This is a genomic window from Roseateles oligotrophus, assembly GCF_014204525.1.
GTDB classification, from domain to species: domain Bacteria; phylum Pseudomonadota; class Gammaproteobacteria; order Burkholderiales; family Burkholderiaceae_C; genus Paucibacter_A; species Paucibacter_A oligotrophus_A.
Genome location: NZ_JACHLP010000005.1, coordinates 348029 through 368921, shown reverse-complemented (window position 1 = coordinate 368921; position 20893 = coordinate 348029). Strand labels below are relative to the sequence as shown.

16 protein-coding genes and 1 pseudogene are annotated in these 20893 nt (G+C 66.0%); 7 read left to right on the top strand and 10 right to left on the bottom strand.

Annotated features, from left to right (window positions below):
* The first annotated feature begins 84 nt into the window (after positions 1-84).
* Positions 85-891 carry a GGDEF domain-containing protein gene (locus tag HNP55_RS14160; RefSeq protein ID WP_184300497.1) on the top strand — a complete coding sequence of 269 codons (807 nt, stop codon included), beginning with the start codon at positions 85-87 and terminating at the stop codon, positions 889-891.
* Between the two features lie 18 nt (positions 892-909).
* Here the strand turns inward: HNP55_RS14160 and HNP55_RS14155 are convergent, their stop codons facing one another.
* From HNP55_RS14155 to HNP55_RS14125, 7 genes are all read right to left on the bottom strand, one after another.
* Positions 910-2010, bottom strand: a complete 1101-nt coding sequence (locus HNP55_RS14155; protein ID WP_184300494.1) for a lipocalin-like domain-containing protein — start codon at positions 2008-2010, stop codon at positions 910-912.
* On the bottom strand, positions 2010-4589 hold the full coding sequence (locus HNP55_RS14150) for an FtsX-like permease family protein (protein WP_184300491.1): 2580 nt from the start codon (positions 4587-4589) through the stop codon (positions 2010-2012). Before HNP55_RS14150 ends, HNP55_RS14155 begins: the two co-directional genes overlap by 1 nt.
* Positions 4568-5239 carry an ABC transporter ATP-binding protein gene (locus HNP55_RS14145; RefSeq protein WP_184300488.1) on the bottom strand — a complete coding sequence of 224 codons (672 nt, stop codon included), beginning with the start codon at positions 5237-5239 and terminating at the stop codon, positions 4568-4570. Before HNP55_RS14145 ends, HNP55_RS14150 begins: the two co-directional genes overlap by 22 nt.
* The gene (gene miaA, locus HNP55_RS14140) at positions 5236-6171 is read right to left on the bottom strand and encodes a tRNA (adenosine(37)-N6)-dimethylallyltransferase MiaA (protein WP_246448412.1); all 936 of its coding nucleotides are present in this window, start codon (positions 6169-6171) and stop codon (positions 5236-5238) included. Before miaA ends, HNP55_RS14145 begins: the two co-directional genes overlap by 4 nt.
* Before the next feature lie 11 nt (positions 6172-6182).
* The gene (locus HNP55_RS14135) at positions 6183-7910 is read right to left on the bottom strand and encodes a pseudouridine synthase (RefSeq protein ID WP_221439588.1); all 1728 of its coding nucleotides are present in this window, start codon (positions 7908-7910) and stop codon (positions 6183-6185) included.
* A 65-nt stretch (positions 7911-7975) separates the two neighbouring features.
* A complete protein-coding gene (mutL, locus tag HNP55_RS14130) occupies positions 7976-9937 on the bottom strand; it encodes a DNA mismatch repair endonuclease MutL (protein WP_184300486.1) in 1962 nt (653 codons plus the stop codon).
* A gap of 50 nt (positions 9938-9987) precedes the next feature.
* Entirely contained in the window at positions 9988-12402 is a 2415-nt protein-coding gene (locus HNP55_RS14125; RefSeq protein ID WP_184300483.1) for a hypothetical protein, read from the bottom strand.
* A 222-nt stretch (positions 12403-12624) separates the two neighbouring features.
* On the opposite strand from HNP55_RS14125, the gene HNP55_RS14120 reads away from it, so the two are divergent.
* From HNP55_RS14120 to HNP55_RS14110, 3 genes are read left to right on the top strand one after another with little or no spacing between them, the layout of a single operon-like run.
* Positions 12625-13293 (top strand): DedA family protein, encoded by a 669-nt coding sequence (locus HNP55_RS14120; RefSeq protein ID WP_184300481.1) that lies wholly within the window; start codon positions 12625-12627, stop codon positions 13291-13293.
* Between the two features lie 47 nt (positions 13294-13340).
* Positions 13341-13994: a VTT domain-containing protein gene (locus HNP55_RS14115; protein WP_184300478.1), complete on the top strand. Its 654-nt coding sequence runs from the start codon at positions 13341-13343 to the stop codon at positions 13992-13994.
* A complete protein-coding gene (locus HNP55_RS14110; RefSeq protein ID WP_184300475.1) occupies positions 13991-17326 on the top strand; it encodes a S41 family peptidase in 3336 nt (1111 codons plus the stop codon). The genes HNP55_RS14115 and HNP55_RS14110 overlap by 4 nt, the downstream gene beginning before the upstream one ends.
* A gap of 16 nt (positions 17327-17342) precedes the next feature.
* Here HNP55_RS14110 and HNP55_RS24860 read toward each other — a convergent pair.
* Positions 17343-17576, bottom strand: a pseudogene (locus HNP55_RS24860) (DUF6265 family protein); the annotation flags it as partial.
* An 81-nt stretch (positions 17577-17657) separates the two neighbouring features.
* On the opposite strand from HNP55_RS24860, the gene HNP55_RS14105 reads away from it, so the two are divergent.
* Entirely contained in the window at positions 17658-17918 is a 261-nt protein-coding gene (locus HNP55_RS14105) for a hypothetical protein (RefSeq protein ID WP_246448410.1), read from the top strand.
* Positions 17884-18714, top strand: a complete 831-nt coding sequence (locus tag HNP55_RS14100) for a zeta toxin family protein (protein ID WP_348648706.1) — start codon at positions 17884-17886, stop codon at positions 18712-18714. The genes HNP55_RS14105 and HNP55_RS14100 overlap by 35 nt, the downstream gene beginning before the upstream one ends.
* On the opposite strand, the gene HNP55_RS14095 is transcribed toward HNP55_RS14100, so the two are convergent.
* On the bottom strand, positions 18654-19151 hold the full coding sequence (locus HNP55_RS14095; protein WP_184300471.1) for a transposase: 498 nt from the start codon (positions 19149-19151) through the stop codon (positions 18654-18656). The genes HNP55_RS14100 and HNP55_RS14095 overlap by 61 nt on opposite strands.
* A 10-nt stretch (positions 19152-19161) precedes the next feature.
* The gene (locus tag HNP55_RS14090) at positions 19162-19338 is read right to left on the bottom strand and encodes a hypothetical protein (RefSeq protein ID WP_184300468.1); all 177 of its coding nucleotides are present in this window, start codon (positions 19336-19338) and stop codon (positions 19162-19164) included.
* A 198-nt stretch (positions 19339-19536) separates the two neighbouring features.
* On the opposite strand from HNP55_RS14090, the gene HNP55_RS14085 reads away from it, so the two are divergent.
* Positions 19537-20720 (top strand): IS3 family transposase gene (locus HNP55_RS14085; RefSeq protein WP_221439587.1). Its coding sequence is split into 2 segments (ribosomal slippage): positions 19537-19807 and positions 19807-20720, totalling 1185 coding nucleotides; the frame shifts between segments, so codons are not numbered across the junction.
* The last annotated feature ends 173 nt before the right edge of the window (positions 20721-20893 follow it).

Here is a 20893-nt window from a genome sequence, read left to right as displayed (position 1 = left end):
TGTCCCCGCTTTGGGGGGGATGCCGCCAAGCCGGCTCCCTGCATGGTGCAATAGGCCCGGAATAAGTCTTGGGGTTGTTGCCGAATGCGTGAAGAGTTGGATCCGCCGCGCTGGCTGCAGCGTGCGAATGAATGGGTGCAGAAACTGGGGGCCAAGCCGACCCTGCTGCTGTTCTGCCTGGCCAATCTATTGATCTCGCTGGCCTTGTCGCAGTTTGTGATTTCCCTGCTGGGGCAGGGCAATCGCTGGGTGGCTGCCGCCTGTGCCACCGTCTGCGCCCTGGCTTTTGGCATTACCCTGGGACAACTCAGTCTCAGCGCGCTGGACTATGCCCAGCGTCTGCAGCGCAGCCTGAGCCGCTACGGCACCCAGGACGAAGCCACCGGCGTCTTCAACCAACGCCATTTTCTGAGCCTGGTGGAGCGCGAATGCTCGCTGGCCCGCCGCTACGAGATGGACTGCGCCCTGGTGCTGATCGATGTCGACCATTTCCGCCGGGTCGGCCAGGCCTTTGGCCGTTCCTGTGCCGAGCTGCTGCTGCGCCAGGTCGCCGAGGCGATTGCCGAAACCCTGCGCCAGGCCGATGTGCTGGCGCGTTATGGCGGTCAGGAATTCATCCTCTTCCTGCCTCACACCGACCCGCTGGGTGCTCTCGATGTGGCGGATCGCATCCGCGAGCGGGTGGAAGGCCTGAATTTCGCCTGGAACGGTTTCTTCATCCCGGTCAGCTGCAGCCTGGGCGTGGCGGCTTTGCGCCCGGTCGAGCTGAGCCTGAATCAGCTCATCAAACAGGCCGAGATCGCCCTGGACAAGGCCCGCAAGGCCGGCCGCAACTGTGTGCGCGCGGCCGAGAGTTCGGAGCCCGGCAAACCCAGGCACTTCAATCTTTGAAGTGGCCGCCGTGGCGGCTCAAGCCAGGCGCATGGCGCCGGCATAACCCGTCATTTCCAGATAACCCAAGCCCAGCCTTGGCGCCACAGGGTCCGTCGAACGCAGCTCGGCCGCGCCCTCCCAGTAGCGCATGCCGGTGCTCAGGCGGGCGTCCACCTCCTGGGCGTCCATCAAGGCCTGCAGCTTGAACTCGCCCACCGGCGTGCTGAGCAACCAGACCACCGGATAGCGGGCCTGGCTGGCCGGGCTCTGCCACAGGCGCAGGGGCTGCATCTGCAGCTCATGCGACGCAAAGTTGCGCGTGCCGCCCTGGGGGGAGCGCCAGCTGCCGCCGCTCCACAGCACCGAGCCGTCCGCGCGGCGCAGGCGGAACAGGGTCAGCGCGCTACCGTCCTGCCAGTTGATGCCGGCCCAGTCCCAGCCCACGGCCTGATCCTGCGGCGCGGCCGGGCTGCCCAGCAACTGCTCGCTCCACTCCTGGTCCAGCCAGGACAGGCCGCGCAGGCGCAGCTCCTGCCTGTCCCGCCGCAGCCTGGCCTGGGTCAGCATTTGCACCTGGCTGTAGTAATGGCTGTACTGGGCGGCGCCCGGGCCTTTTTTCGACAGGCCGCCGTCGCCTTGCAAGAGCGGCGGCTGCTGGCTTTGCAGCTGCAAATCCAGGGCAAACGACGGGGCATTGAAGCGAGCCTGGTAGCGGCTGGCCCGGGCCGGGTCGCCCGGCTCGCGCCGCAGCCACCAGTCGCGCAGCTGCAAGCGGCAATCGTTCTCGCCGGCCTCGGCCAGGCCCGGCAGCACGCGCGCCAGGCGTTGCTCGTGCAAGAGCCGGCCTTGGCGCAGATCGCTCAGCGCCACATGGCCAATCATCACTTGCCGGGCGGCCAGGGTGCTGGGGTGATCGCTGGCGGCCGGGCCCTTGAGGCGGAAGAAGGTCAGCTGGTAGCCGAACAAGGGTTCTGCCGGCCTGGCCTCGGCAAACAAGATCCCGGTCAGATACCACCACTCCAGCTTGCTTTGCGGATGGGCGCCGAAATCGCGCGGGAAGCGCAGGCGCGCGGGGTCGGCGGCGAGGGCCGGACTTGCGGGCAGGGCCGCCAGGGCTAACAGGCTGCGGCGACGCATCACCAGTCCTCCTTCACCGATTGCACGGCGGCAAAGCCGGCGGCGCGGCGCCCGGCCAGCAAGGCCGCCAGCACACCGGCGGCAAACACGGCCAGCAGCAGGGCCAGCAAACGCGGCCAGGGCAGGCTCATGTCCATGCTCCAGTGAAAGCTCTGCGGGTTTACCACCCAGATCAGCACGGCGCTCAAACCCAGGCCCAGGCCCAGGCCGGCCAGGCAGCCCACGCCGCAGAGCAGGGCGGCCTCCAGCGTCAGCAGGCGCAACACGCCGGCGCGGCTAAAACCCAGATGCAGCAGCAGGCCGAACTCGCGCCGGCGCGCCAGCACCTGGGCCGACTGGCTGGCCGCGATGCCGAACAGGCCGATGGCCAGGGTCACACCCTGCAGCCAGACGGTGACGGCAAAGCTGCGGTCGAAAATCTTCATGGACAGGGCACGCAAGTCTTCGCTGGCGGCGATCTCCACATCGTCCCCCTGGACCGCCAGGGCGCGCAGGGCACGGTTGGCGGCATCGCTGCTCTGGCCGGGGGCCAGCCAGAGCTGCAATTCGGTGACGCGCTCGTCCTGGGTCCAGGCCTGATAAGCCGCCAGTGGCATCAGGACGGCGCCGCTTTGGCGGGCGTAGTCGCGCCAGACGCCGCGCACGAGGACCTTGAGCGGCGGCGCCGCGGCGCGCAGGCGCAGCTCGCTGGTGTCGCCCGGCTTGAGCCGCAAGGCATCGCGCAAGGCCTCGCTGATGTAGATGGGGGTCAGGTCTTGCCTGTGGCTCGCTGCGCTCAGGGGCTCGGCCAGGGGCAGCTGGGCCTCGTCCACGGCGCGGGCCAGCAAGGCATAGCGCTGGCCCTGCATCCAAACCTCGTCGCTGCGCTGAGGCGCGATGCGCTGGGCCAGGCCGCTGGCCTGCACGGCCCGGAGGAAGGCGGGTGGCAGCGGCGCGGACAGGCCGTCCACGCCGCCCGCGCTGCTGACCCGCAGGCTGGAGCGCAGATAGAGATCGGCCGGCAGCATCTGCGTCAACCAGAGATTGAGCGAGTCCCGGAAGCTGCCCACCATCACCAGCATGGCCACCGACAAGGCCAGGCTGACCAGCACGCCGGCCAGGGCGCGGCTGGCCTCGCCGGCCTGGTCGCGGGCGCGCTCATCCACCAGCACAATGAGTGCCTGGCGATGCGCACCCGGCCACAGGCGCAGCAGGCCCAGGCAAGCCCGCAGCAGCTGGGGCACGCAGGCAATGCCGCCCAGCAGCAGGCAGAGCATGCCGGCATAGGCCGCCAGCGGCAGCTCCGCACCCGGCCAGCCCGGCGGCAGCGGCGGCAGCAAGGCCAGACCCAGGCCGGCCAATAGCAGCACCGGCCCCAGCCAGGCCGGGAGCTGCAAGCCGCTATCGGCCCCCAGACCCTTGAGCACCTGGGCCACCGGCATGCGCCGCAGGGTCAGGGCGGGCAGGACGGCGCTGGCCAGACTGAGCAGCAGGCCCAGGCCGCCAAACACCAAGGCCGCGCCCCAGGGCAGGGGCTGCAAAGCCAGGCCGGCGCTCAGCTGCCCCAGGCCCAGATTGGCGCCCAGCCAATGCAGGGCGGCTTGCGCCAGGCCCCAGCCCAGGGCCAGGCCCAGCAGGCTGCCCAGGGCGCCCAGCAAGGCGGCCTCCAGCAGCAGCAGGCGGGCGCGCTCGGCCGCCGTCATGCCCAGCACGCCCAGCAAAGCCCATTGCGGCAGGCGCTGGGCCACCGACAAGGACATCACCGCGAACACCAGCAAGCTGCCGGTGAACAAGGCCATCAGCGAGAGCACGCCCAGATTGACGCGGTAAGCCTGGCTGATCTGGCTCAGGCGCTGGCCCTCATCGGGCGGCGGGGCGGCGCCGAAACCCGGTGGCAGGGCCTGGCCGGCCAGCCACTGCTTGGCTTGAAGCCCGGCGGCCAGGCGGATGTCCACCCGGTCCAGCCGCCCCAGCTTGCCGAGCAAGGCCTGGGCCGCCGCCACGTCCAGCACCGCCAGCGGCGTGCCGGCCGCCGCATTGCCGGGGCCGATCTGAAAGAGCTGGCTTTGCGCCTGGCCCGAGCCCGCGCTGGCGGCGCGCAGGCGAAGCTGGCTCGCCGGGCCGGCCAGTTTTTGCTGCGCCGCCGGGTTGAGCGAGAGCTGGGCCGGGTCCAGACCGGCCAGCAGGCTGGAACCGGCCGCCTGCGGCAGCAGGGCGGGATTGAGGGCCGCGCCCTGCAGCAGATCCCAGCCGATCAGGCGCAGGCTGAAGGGCTTGCCCTGGGCGTCTTGCGCCAGGGCCTGGCCCTCGACGATGGGCGAGGCCAAGGCCACGCCAGGGTCGGCGGCCACTTTGAAATAAAGCGCCTCCGGCACACTCTCGGCCGTATCGCCGCGCAAGACCAGATCGGGCTTGCCTTGCAGGCTGGCCGCCGCGCTGCCGAACTCGGCCAGGGCCGTGCTATTGAGCAGATGGACGGCAAAGCCCAGCGCCACGCCCAGCACAATCGCCAACAAGGCCAGCAGCTGGCGCCCGGCCTGGTGGCGCAGGGCCGGCCAGGACAGCTGGGCAAACCAGCTCAGTGAGCGTGCAACTGCCACGGCCGCAGGCCTTGCTCGTCCAGGCGCAGGGCGCGGTCGGCGCGGGCCGCGGCCAGTTCGGAATGGGTGACCAGCAGGCAGGCCGTGCCCTCGGCGCGCACCTGGGCCAGCAGCAGATCGAGCACCTCGCGGGCATGGCGGGCGTCCAGATTGCCGGTGGGCTCGTCGGCCAGGATCAGGGCGGGGCGGTGCACCAGGGCGCGGGCGATGGCCACGCGCTGCAGCTGGCCGCCCGAAAGCTGGCGCGGCATGCGTTCTCCCAAACTCCCCAGACCGACGGCGTCCAGCATGGCTTGCACGCGAGCCGGATCGGGTCGCTGCAACAGCAGCAAGGGCAGGGCGACGTTTTGCGCCACGCTCAGATGCGGCAGCACGTGGAAGGCCTGGAAGACAAAGCCCAGCTTGGCCCGCCGCAGTCTGGCGCGGCCGGCCTCCGGCAGGCCACGCAAGGCCTGGCCTGCGATCTCGACCGTGCCGCTGTCGGCCTCGTCCAGGCCGGCCAGGCAGTTGAGCAAGGTGGACTTGCCGCTGCCCGACTCGCCCAGCAAGGCGACCAGCTCGCCAGGCCTCAGCTCAAGATCGACGCCCTGGAACACGGGCGTCTCGCCGTAGGCCTTGCTCAGATCGCGCGCCCGCAGCAGCACAGTCATGCCTGCAGCAGCCTTTGCACGGCGGCCAGCAGATGCAGCTGGGCCTGGGGGTGGTCGCAGGCGATCACCCGGCGCTGCGGCATGCTGCGCAACCAAGTCAGCTGGCGTTTGGCCAACTGGCGGGTGGCGGCGGCACCGCGTGCCTGCAGGGGCTTTAAATCACCGCTGTCCAGCGCCTCCCAGGCCTGGCGATAACCGACGCAGCGCATGGAGGGCAGGTCCGGGTGCAAATCGCCGCGGGCGCGCAAGCCTTGGACTTCTTCGAGCAGGCCGGCCGTCAGCATCTGCGCAAAACGCTGATCCAGCCGGTCGTGCAGCCAGGCGCGGTCCTGCGGCTCCAGCGAGAGCAGGGGCCAGTCCACACCCTCGCTGCGGCTTTGGTGCAGCTCGCTCATGGGCCGGCCGCTCAGCAGGCAGACCTCCAAGGCGCGCTGGATGCGCTGCGAATCGCCGGGCGCCAAACGGGCCGCGGTCAGGGGGTCAAGTCTTGCCAGCTCGGCATGCATGGCGGGCCAACCGATCTCGGCGGCCTGAGCATCGAGCTTGTCGCGCAAGGCCTCGTCGGCCTGGGGCATCTCGCTCAGGCCTTCAAACAAGGCCTTGAAATAAAGCATGGTGCCGCCCACCAGCAGGGGCAGGCGGCCACGCGCCAGGATCTCCGCCGCCAGCCGGCGGGCCGAGGCCACGAACTGCGCGGCCGAGTAGGCCTCAAGCGGGTCGATGATGTCGATCAGGTGGTGGGGCACGGCGGCCAGCTCCGCCGCCGTGGGCTTGGCCGTGCCGATGTCCATGCCCCGGTAGACCAGGGCCGAATCCACGCTGATGATCTCCACCGGCAGCAACTCGGCCAAGGCCAGGGCCGCCGCCGTCTTGCCCGTGCCGGTCGGCCCGGCCAGGCAGATCGGCCCGCGAAACAATGGGGTCAGAGTCAATTCTTTTGGGCTCAATCAAAGCGCTCCCAAGGCGTCAGGAAGCGCCATTGGCCGACCGGCAGATTGCCCAGATTGATGCGGCCTATGCGCACGCGCTTCAGGCCCACGACCTTCAGGCCGACCTGCTCGCACATGCGGCGGATCTGGCGCTTGCGGCCCTCGCGCAGCACAAAGCGCAGTTGGTCGTCGTTCTGCCAGCCCACCTTGGCGGGCTTGAGCTGCACGCCGTCCAGGGCCAGGCCGTGGTTGAGCAGGGCCAGATCGGCGGCCGGCAGCTGGGCGCTGGTCGGGCCGTCTTTCAGCTCGGGCGCGGGGCCCTGGCCCTCGCGGCCGTGGTACTCGACCCGCACCAGGTATTCCTTCTCGACCGCAGAGTCCTCGCCGATCAAGACCTTGGCGATGCGGCCGTCCTGGGTCAGCACCAGCAGGCCGGTGGAGTCGATGTCCAGGCGCCCGGCGGGCGCCAGGCCGCGGCTGTGGCCGATGTGGTACTTGATGCCGGACGTGTCTTCGGCCCAATGGTTGTCACTGCGGATCAGCACGGAGGCGGGCTCATAGCCGTCCTCGGCCTGGCCGGAGACATAGCCTATGGGCTTGTTGAGCAAGATGGTGACGCGCTTGGCCTGCTCCTTGTGGGCCAGGGGATCGACCTCGATCCGGGCCTCGGGCGAGACGCGCTGGCCCAGTACGGCTAATTTGCCGTCCACACGCACCCAGCCGGCCGCGATCCACTCGTCGGCTTCGCGCCGCGAGGCCAGGCCCAGCACGCCCATTTGCTTGGACAGACGCACGCCCTCGGCATTGGCATTGCTGCCGAAGCCGTGGCCATAACCGTGCTTCACATCGTCTTCGTCATCATCGTGCTCGTCGCCCAGTTGACGGGCCAGCTTGGCGGCGGCTTCACGCAGATGGGCCGGCAGGTTCTGGCCGGCTTGTTCGGCGGCACGATTGAAGGCCGGGCCGCGCGCATCGCGCGGGCCTTGATTCGGGTAGGGGCGGGGGGAGGAGGCGCGGCGCTGATCCTGGCGCTGGTCGCGGTAGGCGTCCTGGCGTGGCTGGCCCTGGCCTTGCCAACGTTCCTGGCCGCCGCGCTCATCGGGCGCGCGGCGCGGGCCTTGCTGCTGGCCATGGGCCGGGCGGCGATCCTCTCCGCGCGGGCCATAGCCTGCGGGGCCACCGTGGCCGGGGCCGCGGGAATCACGCGCAAAGCGAGGGTCGCGAGGGTCTCGCGTGGGTTGCTGTGCATGCGATCGGGCTGGATAGCCCTCTTGATCGCGACGGGGCTCGTAGCCACCACGGCCTTCATTGCGCCCCTCGAAGCGAGGCTCTTGATGGCGACCGTCCGGGCGGCCGTCTTGCCGACCTTCGTAGCGCGGGCCATCCTGGCGCCAGCCCTCACGACCCCCATCGCGACCATAGGCCGGCCGCGGGCCGCGTGAATCCGGGCGCGCGCCGCGCGCATCGCCGCGAGGGCCGCCGGCAAAGCCAGGGCCGCGGCCATCGCCACGCTCATCAATACGGCCTGGACCGCGTTCCCCCGCGGCAGCACCACGCGCCGGGCGGCGCTGCTCGTACTGGGCCTGGCGTTGCTCGCGCTCGGCCTTGGCCGCTTCCAGGCTCTGGCGGGGGCGCGACACCCCCTTGCCGCGGATGGGCGCGCGGCGCTCACCCTCGGCATTGCGATTGCTGGAGGCGGGCGGGCCTGCATTCTTCTTTTTGTTCAATTTCAAAGTGGCCATCGTGCCTCCGGGGATTCCATTCACCAAGATCAAAAAACAAGCCGTGGGACGCTGAGTAAAAAGCCTCAACGCCCACGCAAAAACAGCGCGTCCAGCTCACGCATGCTGAGCTGGCGCCAGGTCGGCCGACCATGATTGCATTGGTCGGCGCGTTCGGTGCGCTCCATATCGCGCAAGAGCGCATTCATTTCATCCAGGCTCAGCTGGCGGTTGGCCCGCACGGCGCCGTGGCAGGCCATGGTGGCCAGGATCTCGTGCTGGGCCCGCTCGATGGCCTGGCTGGCCTCGAACTGCGAGAGCTCGGCCAGCACCTGGCGGGCCAACTCCACCACATCGCCACCGGCCAAGGCAGCGGGCCGGGCGCGCACGGCCAGCACCTTGGCCGACAGCGGCGCCACGTCCAGGCCCAGGCGGGCCAGGGTCTCGGCATGGGCCTCGGCCGCGGCGATCTCCTGCGCCGTGGCGGCGAAGGTGACCGGGATCAGCAGGGGCTGGGACTCGATGGCCTTGGCGGCCAGATTGGCCTTCAGACGCTCGTAGACCACGCGCTCGTGGGCGGCATGCATGTCCACAATGATCAGGCCCAGGGCGTTCTCGGCCAGCACATAAACACCCTGGATCTGGGCGATGGCGCGGCCCAGCGGCCAGTCGTGCTGGGGCAGGGTCTGGTTCGGCAGCGCCGGGGCGCTTTGCTCTGCCTGGGCCTGCGCGCTGCTCAGCAGGCTGCCGCTGTAGTCGCGTCCGCCGTAAAGCGTGGCCACCTCGGCCAGGCCTAGCGAGGCCTGCTGAGTGTTGGGGATGGGGGCTTGCCAGTTATTGCTGGCGGCATAGCTCGGCGCAGTGCGCTCGGCCACGGTGCCGGCCTGGAACCAGGCCGGTGGATTGCCGGGCGAGGGGCGGCTGCCGGCCACCTGGGCGGCGGCTTGCTGGGCCTCCTGCAGGGGCGTCAGCCCGCTTGGCGCCGGGGCCTCGGCCGCCGCGGAGCGCGACAGGGCCAGCGCGTCCTGCACCGCATAACGCACTTTCTGGTGGATCTCGCGGCCGTCGCGGAAGCGCACCTCGATCTTGGTCGGGTGCACATTCACGTCCACCCGGTCGGGCGCGATCTCGATGAAGAGCACATAGCAGGGCTGGCGGTGGCCGTGCAGCACGTCTTCATAAGCCGAGCGTATGCCGTGGGCGATCAGCTTGTCGCGCACATAACGGCCGTTGACGTAGACATATTGCATGTCCGCGCGGCTGCGCGCCGCCTCGGGCAGGCCGGCGCGGCCGTAGATGCGCAGCGGGCCGCTCTCGGCAAAGACCGGGCGGCTCTCGGCCATGAAGTCCTCGCCCAGCACGTCCTTGAGGCGGGCTTCGGAGCTGGCGGCGCGCCATTGCTCGACCAGCTTGCCCTCGTGCCAGATGGTGAAACCCACATCGGGCCGGGCCAGGGCGTGGCGGCGCACGGCCTCGACGCAATGGGCCAGCTCGGTGGCGTCGGTCTTCAAGAATTTGCGCCGGGCCGGGGTGCTGAAGAAGAGCTCGCGCACCTCCACGCTGGTGCCGCGCGCACGGGCGGCGGGCTGCAGCTCGCCGGAGCGGGCGTCCAGGCGGTGGGCGTGGGGGGCTCCGTCGAAGCGGCTGAGCACGGCCATCTCGGCCACCGAGGAGATGGCGGCCAGGGCCTCGCCCCGGAAACCCATGGTGGCGACCGACTCCAACTCGTCCAGCGAGCGGATCTTGCTGGTGGCATGGCGCTTCAGGGCCAGGGGCAGCTCTTCCAGCGGGATGCCCAGGCCGTCGTCCTCCACCACGATGGCGCGCACGCCGCCGGCCATCAGCTTGAGCTGGATCTGCGTGGCACCGGCGTCCAGGGCGTTGTCCACCAACTCACGCACCACCGAGGCCGGGCGCTCCACCACCTCGCCGGCGGCGATCTGACTGATCAACTCATCGGGCAGCTCGCGGATGGCGCGGCGCCCGGGCGACGGCACGGCGGGGCTGGGGGAAATCGGCGCGGAATTCGCCGCAGAGGAAAGGTCCATGTGCGTATTGTAAGAAGGCCGGCGGAGCCGTTTCAGGCGGGCGACTCGCCCTAGCTCCTTTTCTCGCGCGCTCGTCTGCGACGCTCGAACGCTGCGTGCCAGTCCTCTTGCCACGACGACAACCCGAGGTATATCTGCTGGCTGGCATTGCAGTGCTCCATCAGTGAATCCACGTTCTGGAATCGCTTTTGCAGCTCTTCATTCCAGCAATGAGGCGGGTGTTCCCAGGTCAGTAGCTCTGCGCCAGTGAGGATCAGCACGGGATTCCTGGGGCGATTCGCCTTCCAGTACTTGCGTCCGAACTTTGCGAGGCGCGTAAGTGCCGCGATCTCCTCCTTGGTGAAACTCTCGCGCAACGTACTGAAGACCAGGACCGCCCCGGGAAACGTCTCGGCCAGGTAACGCATGCGCTGAAAGTCCTTGGTTTTGAAGAGCCCATAGCTCTTGCATTCACCGAACAAGATCCCCGCGGTGTCATCGCCATAGCTTCCGTCACGCCAGAACATGGCGAGATCTGCCTCGAGGTTCACCTTGCCCGGCGCCGTCGCCTCAAAACTCGGGACTGACGTACTCCGGCGCCCAGAGGTAATGCGTCCGGCAAGGGCCTCCAGCGTCAGTAGGACCGAGAACGCGCCGTCCGCAAAGTTCGGCACGCTGAATGGACCGGCCGTCCGATAGAACCAGCCGCTTCGACCCTGGTCAATATTGCCTGCGGCAGGGAACGTGTTCAAGCACTTCGGGCAGTCAAGCTCTTCTTTTAGCGTCGCCATGGCAAACCAGCTGTTCCGCTGGCAACTGGGACACTTCGTCTGCAGTCCGAGTTTGAAAATACCTTTTTGAATGAACCATTCGTAGCGATGGGCGTTCAACTTTCTCTTGACCTCGGCAACGGAGGCTTCCCTCTCGACAATCACCCTGTCATCTTTCTGCGCACCGCCCCTGGTGACCATTCCGCCATTCATGTGCTCGATCAAGGCGAGGACATCCTTGTCTGCAAGCATGCTGACCATACCGCCAAGCCGCTTGTAAATCTGCTTGGCCAAAATGCCAGGACTCGAGAGCTTCGCCTCCCAGCCGCGATCCTTCAGCCAAGCGAATAAGATCTCCTCTGACTTGGGAGCCTTGCGCGACTCGCCCGACAAGCGGCGAACGATCCGGACCAAGCCATGGTGTCCTACACGCCACTCGCCGTAGCCGCCGATGTTGCCGGTAATGGCTTGCAGTAGGTGGTTTCCTTCGACCTTCGGATAGACCTCGGCCAGGTGCTCATCGGCGCCATACAAGCGTAAGTCGAACTCGTTCACGCATCGACCTTTGCTCCTGTACCAGTTCTCGCGGCCAAACGAAGGGACGAGGGATTTCAGTCGCATCGACAGATGCTCCTCGCCCTCGATGTCGGTTATTTCCTCATCCTCACCGTATACATCCGCTATGCCGTCACCGTTGCCGCGTGCCCATTCGTCCCATAGCCTTGGGTACCAATGCTGAAGAGACATTCGCTGAGTCGTGGAGCCCGGCTTATCGTCCAGTGATGAAAGAGCCAGGGACTTCGCAAAGGCTTGCATCTCGTCCATCGTGCTGTGGCGACTTGGAATCAAGCTGGCGAGATCGAAGCTACTGCCGTCCTTCCCCCAAGGACGACGATGCTCATCAAGAAATTCAACGACGACCTGTCTGAAGGAGGCCTCATCCAGGAACTGCTTCGGCAGCGGGAGCACTGGACGTCCCGACGCCCTGAGGTTCCAAAAGTCGATGACATCCTCGATTTTCGAGGCGTCCATAAAGAAGACCGATGCTTTCCGGAGAAAGCCGCCCCCGCCTTGCACGCGTGTCGCCCATTGAGTGATTCGTCTTGGAAAGAGCACGTCCTCTTCTGTCAGCTCGCGAAAATTGGTCGGGCGCACTTCAGGCTTCGAAAGATCCAAGGCGTCTGCAAACTCCTTGTCGATAGCCTCGGCAATGTGCTCGGGGTACTCACCGAAGACGCTGGCCCAGAACAGGCCCAACCCCTTGGGTATGACGGGGACGATAGCCTTGAGCGGGTATCTCGGCTTGAACTTGAAATGCTCCCGAAAGATGTCCAGCAGGACATCGAGTACGCCGATACCGTAGGTGGGTTCGTTCGCATCTTGGTCTCGACCGCCGCTCCAGAAACTTTCTGGTTTGAGAACCTTCAGCTTCGAGTCGAGGACGTACTTGGGTAGCTCCTTCCCGAATTGGACCAAGATGTCTGGATCAAATCCGTCGAGGTAACCCTTCACCACGTCGTGTGCTGGAGGAGCTTTCAACGACCCCTTTCGCCAACTGGCAGGCATGCGCTTATGCACGGGAATGATCGGGAAGAACATACCGCCCCACTGCGTGCAGGCCAAGCGGATGGCCTCGCGCACCTGTGACGCACTGCTCGGGTCAACCATGAGCGCCAGCTTGAGCGGCCGGACTTTGATGTCTGCGGAACCTAGCATTTCTACCTCTGTCTTTCTTGTCAGATTCAGTCTAATCGGCAAGCGCTGGACTCAGACACCGAGCGAGTGTTCCTGGGCGCTTGGACGGGTGGGGCGACGGGCAGAGGATGGTCGTCTCTTGCCTGATACGTGTGGACAAGTCGTTACAGGCGGCTTACGGGTAGCCAAGCAAGAGTTCAAAAGCTCATCAGCCGCTGCGCACAGCGGCCATAATCCACCGCCATGGAACTCATCAGCTTCTTCATCGACTTCATCGTCCACGTCGACCGGCATATCGCCGATTTTGTGCAGGCCTATGGCATGTGGGTCTATGCCCTGCTGTTCCTGATCGTGTTTGTGGAGACCGGCCTGGTGGTCATGCCTTTTTTGCCGGGCGACTCTCTGCTCTTCGTCGTCGGCACGCTGTGCGGCGCCGGGCTGATGAATCTGCCGCTGGCGATTGCCGTGCTGCTGGTGGCCGCCATCCTGGGCGACCAGTGCAATTACGGCATCGGTCGCTATTTCGGGCCCAAGGTCTTCCAGTGGGAGCAGTCGCGCTTTTTCAACCGCCGCGCCTTCTACACCGCCCATGAGTTCTACGAGCGCAACGGCGCCGTCACCATCATCATTGCCCGCTTCATGCCCTTTGTGCGCACCTTCGCCCCCTTTGTGGCCGGGGTGGCGGAGATGGACCGCAAGAAGTTCACCACCTACAACATCGTCGGCGCCCTGCTGTGGGTGGTGGGCATCACGGTGATAGGTTATGCCTTCGGCAATCTGCCCTGGGTGAAGGACAATCTGGAGAAGATCATCTGGGCCATGATCATCGTCCCGGGCCTGATCGCCATCATCGGCGGCTGGCGGGCCGGGCGGCAGCAGGCCAAGCGGGCAGAGCAGCAGCAGGCACGCTGAGCCTGGTCTACAGTCGGGCCTTGTTGTTCAGCTAACTCGCAGCCCGCATGGAATATCTGGCCAGCTTCTTCGAGATCATCTTGCACGCGGACCGGCATCTGGCCGACTTCGTGGCGCTCTATGGCAATGCCATCTACGCCCTGCTGTTCCTGATCATCTTCATCGAAACCGGCCTGGTGCTGATGCCCTTCCTGCCGGGTGACTCCCTGCTTTTCATCGTCGGCACGCTGTGTGGCACGGGGCTTTTGCACCTGGGCACGGCGCTGACGGTGATGCTGCTGGCGGCGGTGGCAGGCAACCAGACCAATTACGCCATCGGCCGCTTCTTCGGCCCCAAGGTCTTTCAGTGGGAGAGCTCGCGCTGGTTCAACCGCGCGGCCTTTGACCGCGCCCATGACTTTTACGAGCGGCGCGGCGGCATCGCCCTGGTGCTGGCCCGCTTCATCCCCTTTGCCCGCACGTTCGCGCCTTTTGTGGCGGGGGTGACGGCCATGACCCGGCGCAAATTCACCTTCTACGATGTCAGCGGCGCCTTGCTGTGGATAGGCAGCGTGACGCTGACGGGTTATGTGTTCGGCAATGCCAATGTCGTCAAAACGCATTTGCCGCTGATTTTCTGGACCATGATCGCCATCCCCGGCCTTTTGCTGCTGCTGGGTTTTGTGCGCACAAGAAGGAATAAGGGAGACGATTCGAGATGAGCAAGTACAAGAAATTATTGGGCCTGGCCACCGGGCTTGGCCTGGCCACGGTGGGCGCCTGGGCCCAGCCGGCAGCCGGCAGCCAGTTGCTGCGCCAGCCCTCGGTCTCGGCCCAGCACCTGGCTTTTGTCTACGGCGGCGATATCTGGGTCAGCGACCGTAATGGCCAGAACGCGCGCCAACTGACCCAGCACGCCGCGGCCGAGTTCGCCCCGGCCATCTCGCCGGACGGGCGCTGGATCGCCTTCTCCGCCGCCTACGAGGGCAATACCGATGTGTATCTGATGCCCATCAACGGCGGCCAGGCGCGTCGCCTGACCTGGCATCCGGCCGCCGATGTGGTCAATGGCTGGAGCCCGGACGGCAAGAAGATCCTGTTCGCCTCCAACCGCGAGGTGGCCAATAACCGCAGCAACCAGCTCTACGAGGTGAGCGCCGAAGCGGGCGCGGCCTCGGTGTTCGAGCAGAAGGTGATGGAGGCCGTGGCCTACGAGGGCGCCTGGTCGCCCGACGGCAAGCGCCTGGCTTACCGGCCCTATAAGCAGGCCTATAACGGCCCCTCGGGCTGGCGCCAGCACCGCGGCGGCACCACGCCGCCGATCTGGATCATTGACCCGGCCACGCAAAAGCTGGAGGCCGTGCCCCATGTCAATGCCAGCGACATCAACCCGCTGTGGGTGGGGCAGGAGCTGGTCTTCATCTCCGACCGGGCCGACGGCGCCGCCAATCTCTTCGCCTACAACAGCGCCACCCAGGCCCTGCGCCAGCTGACTCCCCAGACGCAGTGGGACGTCAGGAGTGCCGCCGCCCATGGCAGCCAGATCGTTTACGAATCCGCCGGCCTCTTGCATGAGCTGGACCTGGCCAGCGGCCAGAGCCGCAGGCTCAACATCCAGCTCAGCCCTAACGCCCCGCAAGCGCGCACGCAGTGGAAGGAGGTGTCGCGCCAGATCGACTCGGCCCAGCTCTCGGCCACCGGCAAACGGGTGATCGTCGGCGCGCGTGGCGATGTTTTCATGTTGCCGGTCAAGGACGGCTCGCTGCGCAATCTGACCGAGAGCTCGGGCGTGCGTGAAAAGGACGCGCTGGGCAGCCCCGACGGCCTGCGCGTGGCCTATATCTCCGACGAAGCCGAGCGCAAGCAAAACCCAGCCGACGGCGCCGGCCGCCAGCACCACATCGTGCTGCGCGACCAGGCCGGCCTGGAAAAACCCAAGCGCTTCGCCCTGGGCAAGAGCGGCTACTTCACGCTGCTGGCCTGGTCGCCCGATGGCCAACGCCTGATCTACCAGGACAACCACCTCAATCTCTACAGCCTGAGCCTCAGCCCCGCCGTGGGCGCCAGCGGCTTCGGCACGGCCCAGCGCATCGCCAGCAGCCCCAGGCGCGGGCCTTTCGATGTGGCCTTCTCGCCCGACAGCCGCTGGCTGGCCTACACCCTGCGGGGCGAGAACCACTTCAGCCAGATCCGCCTGCATGAATTCGCCAGCGGCAAGGAAGTGGCGGTGGGCGACGGCCTGGCCCATGCCGGCAACCCGGTCTTCTCCAGCAATGGTGAGGCCTTGTATTTCACCGCCTCCACCAACTCCGGCATCACCCAGGTCGGCCTGGACATGTCCACCCGCGAGCGCCCGCAACGTCTGGGCATCTATGCCGCCGTGCTGGCGGCCGACGGCAAATCGCCCTTGCTGCCCAAGAACGGCGATGAGGGCGAGCCCAAGAAGGCGCAGGACAAGAAAGACGAGGTCAAGCCCCCCATCAAGCCGACTCGCGTCGATGCTAGCGGCCTGAATGAGCGCATCGTCGGCCTGCCGGTGCCGGAGCGCAATTACGCGGCCCTGAGCGTGGCGGCCGATGGCGCCCTGTTCTATCTGGACCGCCGCCAGGCCGGTGCCAGCCTGGACGCGCCGGACAAGCGCGGCCAGGAGGGTGCCGAGCTCTACCGCTTTGATTTCGAGGAGCGTGAGGCCAAGTCCCTGCGCCAGGGCCTGGAGGGCTATGAGATCAGCCCCGACGGCAAAAAGCTCTTGCTGCGCGGCGCCAAGGCCAGCCTGGAGATTGCCGATGCAGGGCCCAAGCTCGACGCCAAGCCCGTGGACACGGCGGCCCTGCGCATGCGGGTCAATCCGCGCGAGGAATGGCGCCAGATCTTTGACGAAACCTGGTGGATGCAGAAGGAGTACTTCTACGACCCCAAGCTGCACGGCCTGGACTGGGATGCTGTTTACGCCCGCTACCTGCCCCTGCTGGACCATGTGCAGACGCGCGAGGACCTGAACGAGTTGCTGGTCGAGATGATTGCCGAGCTGCAGGTCGGACATAACCGCGTCTCCGGTGGTGACGTGCACCAGGAGGCCAAGGTGGCGGTCGGCCTGCTGGGCGCCGACTTCCGTGTCGAAGGCGGCTACTACCGCATCGCCAAGATCTACGGCGGCGACCGTTGGAGCCCCTTTATGAAGGCGCCGCTGGCCGCGCCCGGCCTGGGTGTGAAGGTGGGCGACTACCTGATGGCCATCAACGGCCGGCCGCTGGACGCCCGGCAAAACCTGTTTGCCCTGTTGGAGAACACGGTGGGCAAGCAGCTGAGCCTGAGCATTGCCAGCGACCCGGCCGCCAAGGCGCCGCGCCAGGCCGTGGTGGTGCCGGTGGCCAATGAAGCGGGCTTGCGCCGCTGGGACTGGATCGAAGGCAACCGCCAGTATGTGGAGCGCCAGAGTGGCGGCCGCCTGGCCTATGTCTATCTGCCCGACACGGCGGACGAGGGCTTCACCTTCTTCAACCGCATGTTCTTTGCCCAGATCGGCCGCGATGGCCTGATCGTGGACGACCGCCGCAACGGCGGCGGCCAGGCCGCCAACTATGTGCTGGACGTGCTGAGCCGGCCCTATCTGTCCAGTTGGAAGGACCGCGACGGCCTGATCTACGACACCCCCGGTGGCGCCATCTACGGCCCCAAGGCCATGCTGATCGACCAGGACGCCGGCTCCGGCGGCGACTTCCTGCCCTATGGCTTCAAGCGCCTGGGCCTGGGCCCGCTGATCGGCAAGCGCACCTGGGGCGGGCTGATCGGCATCTCGGCCAACCCCTCGCTGATCGATGGCGGCCAGTTGGTCGTGCCCTTCTTCCGCTTCTTCACGCCTGAGGGCGAGTGGCGGGTGGAAAACGAAGGCGTGGCCCCGGACATCGAGGTCGAACTGGACCCGCTGCAGGTCAACCAGGGCCGCGACAGCCAGCTCGACGCCGCGATTGCAAACGTGCTGGAGCGGCTGAAGACCTACAAGCCGGTGCAGCGCAAGACGGCGCCGGCGATGCCGACGGAGCTTGGGAAGTAGGGCGGGTGTCGCGATGCAGGCCCAGCATCAGACCGCCACGCGGCGCCTGCCACAGCTCTTCTTCCTGCGCGCCGTCCTGGCCCGTGCCGCACCAGCTGCCTTGCAACCAGGCCAGATCGGGGTCGGCCGCAGCGGCGGCAGGCTCAGCAGGGCGAGCAGGGCGGCTATCAGGGTTTGTGTGGGCATGGTCGCTCCGTGTGTGGCCGTAATCATCGTCGGATCTTGCAACTCTTCTGGCAAAGTTTCGCATGGGCGCGAGGCTGGGGTGCAGGCGACCCCGGCTATCCCGGCGATGGGTAGAATCAAGGCCCCGCAGCCGATTGGAACTGTCATGTCGTCCCGAACCAGCCAGCCTTTGTCTGAACGCGCGATGCTGATCGCCGAACAGACCTTCCCTGAGCTTGCAGCCAGGTCTGGGCGGGAGGCCTACAAGTCCACGCTCAGCCGCACCGGCGCGGTCGTTGTGAAGACGAGCGAGGGCCAGATGGTGGAGCGACGCTCCGATGGCACGACCGTCCTCATCAAGCATCTGCCCGTGGGCAAGCGCGTGAAACTCGGTGCCGTTCTCAAGCGTGCAAAGTCAGGCGTCTGACGACGATCCGGCCGACGCAAAGCCTGTCAAACCTGCCCAGGCCGCCCGGCCACGGCTGCGGGTGCTGGCCGGCCCCAATGGATCGGGGAAAAGCACCATTCAGGGTGAACTCAAGCCAGAGTGGCTGGGTGCCTTCGTCAACGCGGATGAAATCGAACGTGCGCTAAGAAGCTCAGCGGGTGAGCTGAGTTTGGCGAAGCTCGGTATCAAGGCAAAACCTGTGGTTGTGCGGCGTCGGCTCGAAAAATACATCCGGCAATCCAAGTTCGCCGAAGGGCTGGGGCTGCATTCACTGCTCGGGACCATGAGCGTCGACAGCTCGCTGACCCTGAGGCTGCCGGGCCCATTTGACTCCTACCTGGCCTCGGTGCTGGCGGATGCCATTCGCCGAGAGTTGCTGGACGAGGGGAAAACCTTCACCTTCGAGACGGTGATGTCCTCCCGGGACAAGATTGATTTCATGCGAGAAGCGAGGGAACGAGGTTACCGCGTCTATCTCTACTTTGTGGCCACGGACGACCCGGAGATCAACTTGGACCGTGTGCAGCGCCGGGTCATGCTGGGCGGCCATCCCGTCCCGGAAGAGAAGGTCAGGAAGCGCTATCGTGAATCGATCCAGTTGATGACGGAAGCTTGCGAGGTCGCCCACCGTGCCTACATCTTTGACAACTCGGGCTCCAAGCACAAGCTGCTGGTCGAGGTTGAAGACTTGCCAGACGGAGTCACCGTCACGCTTCACACCAGCCGGCTCAATCCCTGGTTTGTTGACACACAGCTTTGGCGCTCTTTCTCCTGACGCGATTGTTCAGTCTTCAAAACAGCGGGCCCGGCCTCGTCTTGCAGGCCTGACTCAGCTTGAGCAAAAGTCACCCGGGAACCCGTTTGCGGGCGGTTCGCGCTGACCGGGAAGCAGGCGCTGTGTCGTAAATCCACAAGGCGGCGGATCATGCGCTGATATTGGGTGTTGTGTTTTGCCGCCTCGGACTTGAAGAGCTCGACGCTTTTCTTGCTCAGGACCAGCGTGACCTTGACCCCCTCTTGACGAAAAGCCAGTTGCTCGGGAGGGGGGGAGAAAATCGCTGACAACCTTGACCTCGCCCAGCGGCTCATCGGTGTACTGGGCTGGCTGTCGCCACTGAGGGCGATGAACTGGACGTTGCGCGTGCAGGCGGCAGCGATGCTTCGGCTGGAGATCAAGCCTTGGCTGTAGGCCAGCAAGACAATCTTGAGCATCACACGCGGGTCATAGGCGCTGGCCCCCCACCTCGTCGTTCTTGAAGCGCGCATCCAAGGCGTTCAAGTCCAACTCGTGATCGATCAGGTAGTTCAACGCAAAGGCGAAGCTGCCCGGCACGATCTGCCCCGACAGCACCACCGGCAGCATCAGCGCGTGGCAATCACTGGGTTTGTAGCGTGGCATTGTGGCCTCCTCAACGCGTGGGTGGATTTGATGCGTCGGGGGCCTAACAATGAATCGGGGCTGACCCGATTGGGAGGTTATTTTACAGCTTCAACGTTTGAGCTGAGCGGCCGAAACCGGCTGGTCGCGCGAAGCGGAAATGTGCTGGTCTAATTTCCCCGGACACCTCGATAGGTGGAATCCACCTGGACGGGAACCATGAGCAAGAGAGAACGAAGGACATTCACGGCGGAGTTCAAGCTGCAAGTTGTGCAGATGATTCGTGAGCAAGGCTTGAGCGTGGGCGAAGTCTGCCGCGACATGAAGCTCGGCGAGACGGCCGTGCGGCGATGGCTGACGCAGGCCGATGAAGAGGCTGCAGGCCGCCCCGGTATCGGCAAACCGCTGACCGCCGAGCAGCAACGCATCCGCCAGCTTGAAGCCGAGAACAAGCAATTGCGCGGCGACGTCGATATCCTAAAAAAAGCATCGGCCTTCTTTGCCCGCGAGCTTCGATGAGCTACCAGTTCGTCGAGCAGTTGCACAAGAAGGCCGTCACCGTCGAGCGGCTCTGCCGCGTGCTGGGCGTCAGCCGTTCGGGCTACTACGGTGCCCGTCAGCGCACCAAGCGCACGCCCAAGGCCTGTTTGGTCAGCACGCAATTGAAGGCCGAGTTCGCAGCCAGCGGCCGCGTCTATGGCAGCCGTCGCCTTGGTGCGGTGCTGCGAGCTCAGGGGCTGCGCATCGGGCGCCACCGAGTGCGACGTTTGATGCGCGAAAATAGGCTGCGAGCCTTGTGGCGGCGCAAGTTCATCCACACCACTGACAGCGGGCATGCGCTGCCGGTCTCAGACAACGTGCTGGCGCGGCGCTTCAACCCGAATGGCCCCAACCAAGCCTGGGTGAGCGACATCACCTATATCCGCACGCGCAGCGGCTGGCTGTACTTGGCGGTGGTACTGGACCTGTACGCCCGCAAAGTCGTGGGCTGGGCGATGGCACCGACCATGCACGCCGAGCTGGTGTGCTCGGCGCTGCAATTGGCCATCGCGCAGCGCCAGCCGCCGCCGGGGCTGATAGTTCATTCCGACAGAGGCAGCCAGTACGCCAGCACGCTGCACCAGGAGCTGCTGGCGCGCCACGGCCTGGTCGGTAGCATGAGTCGCAAGGGCAACTGCTGGGACAACGCGGTGATGGAACGATTCTTCCTGAGCCTCAAGACGGAGCGCGTTTGGCAGCGCGACTACGCTAACCATGCCGAGGCCATGACGGACATCGCCGACTACATCGTGGGCTTCTACAACAGCACGCGACTGCATTCCAAACTGGGCAACTTGCCACCCAATGCCTTCGAGCAGCAATCGGCAATCAAACAACCTATCGCTGTGTCCGAAAAAACTTGACCAGCACACTCATGTGTAGGTGGCTCGCAGAGAAAGCGATCAGCTGGCACAGAGGTGCCGCTGGCTACGTTGTAGATGTATTCGCTGTACCACTGACCTGAATACGAAGTATGGCGCCCATTGATAACGAGACGGGCGAACTCCCCCGGCGCAAGAGTGAGGGCCTCACTGAC

What these genes read in the sequence shown, in the direction of transcription:
- HNP55_RS14160 (WP_184300497.1), top strand. Translation starts at nt 85, where the DNA reads ATGCGTGAAGAGTTGGATCCGCCGCGCTGGCTGCAGCGTGCGAATGAA.
- HNP55_RS14155 (WP_184300494.1), bottom strand. Translation starts at nt 2,010, where the DNA reads ATGCGTCGCCGCAGCCTGTTAGCCCTGGCGGCCCTGCCCGCAAGTCCG.
- HNP55_RS14145 (WP_184300488.1), bottom strand. Translation starts at nt 5,239, where the DNA reads ATGACTGTGCTGCTGCGGGCGCGCGATCTGAGCAAGGCCTACGGCGAG.
- HNP55_RS14135 (WP_221439588.1), bottom strand. Translation starts at nt 7,910, where the DNA reads ATGGCCACTTTGAAATTGAACAAAAAGAAGAATGCAGGCCCGCCCGCC.
- mutL (WP_184300486.1), bottom strand. Translation starts at nt 9,937, where the DNA reads ATGGACCTTTCCTCTGCGGCGAATTCCGCGCCGATTTCCCCCAGCCCC.
- HNP55_RS14125 (WP_184300483.1), bottom strand. Translation starts at nt 12,402, where the DNA reads ATGCTAGGTTCCGCAGACATCAAAGTCCGGCCGCTCAAGCTGGCGCTC.
- HNP55_RS14120 (WP_184300481.1), top strand. Translation starts at nt 12,625, where the DNA reads ATGGAACTCATCAGCTTCTTCATCGACTTCATCGTCCACGTCGACCGG.
- HNP55_RS14115 (WP_184300478.1), top strand. Translation starts at nt 13,341, where the DNA reads ATGGAATATCTGGCCAGCTTCTTCGAGATCATCTTGCACGCGGACCGG.
- HNP55_RS14110 (WP_184300475.1), top strand. Translation starts at nt 13,991, where the DNA reads ATGAGCAAGTACAAGAAATTATTGGGCCTGGCCACCGGGCTTGGCCTG.
- HNP55_RS14105 (WP_246448410.1), top strand. Translation starts at nt 17,658, where the DNA reads ATGTCGTCCCGAACCAGCCAGCCTTTGTCTGAACGCGCGATGCTGATC.
- HNP55_RS14095 (WP_184300471.1), bottom strand. Translation starts at nt 19,151, where the DNA reads ATGCTCAAGATTGTCTTGCTGGCCTACAGCCAAGGCTTGATCTCCAGC.
- HNP55_RS14090 (WP_184300468.1), bottom strand. Translation starts at nt 19,338, where the DNA reads ATGCCACGCTACAAACCCAGTGATTGCCACGCGCTGATGCTGCCGGTG.